Consider the following 704-nt stretch of genomic DNA (forward strand, 5'->3'; position numbering starts at 1 on the left):
CAAGGGGATGCAATGAAGAGGATGTATATAAACTGGCCGTCATTACAGCGGCGCAGGGGTTTGCGGCCCAGTACCAATAAGCGCTACCTTAGATAACATGTAAAGGGAGATTTCTATGAGTGAAACAGGTTCATTATTAATGCAGCAAGAGTGGCGGGTGATAGATCAATCTTCCGTTGGCCCCCAGTTCCCGGCTCTGGAATCCTTTGCAATGGATGATACATTATGTGCTTCCGTCGGTTCAGGTAACTCAGTGGCCGTAGCTAGGGCGTGGGTGCACCATCGAACCGTGGTCATGGGCATTCAGGATACGAAGCTGCCTTTTCTCAAGAAGGGTTTGGGTCATTTAGAGGAACACGGTTTCCAGGCCATTGTCCGCAATTCCGGGGGGCTGGCCGTCGTGTTGGACGAGGGGGTCCTCAATCTCTCGCTAATTTTCCCTGAAAACGAGCAAAAAATTGAAATCAATCGTGGCTACGATGCGATGTGGGAGCTTGTTCAATTGATGTTCGCCGATTTCCCGGTCAAGATGGAGGCAAGGGAAATCGTCGGCTCCTACTGTCCGGGAAGTTATGATTTAAGCATAAATGGACAAAAGTTTGCTGGCATATCCCAACGCAGGATCCGCAATGGGGTAGCGGTGCAAATCTATTTGTGCGTCAATGGAAGCGGGGCCGAGCGCGCCAGTCTCGTGAAAGGTTTTT

General features: G+C 50.4%; 1 protein-coding gene. It reads left to right on the plus strand.

From position 1 onward, the window contains the following. Nucleotides 1-115: 115 nt before the first annotated feature. A partial coding sequence (locus tag CVN76_RS06555) for a lipoate--protein ligase family protein (RefSeq protein ID WP_100530634.1) occupies nt 116-704 on the plus strand: 589 nt, incomplete at its 3' end.

The organism is Bacillus sp. mrc49 (assembly GCF_002803435.1).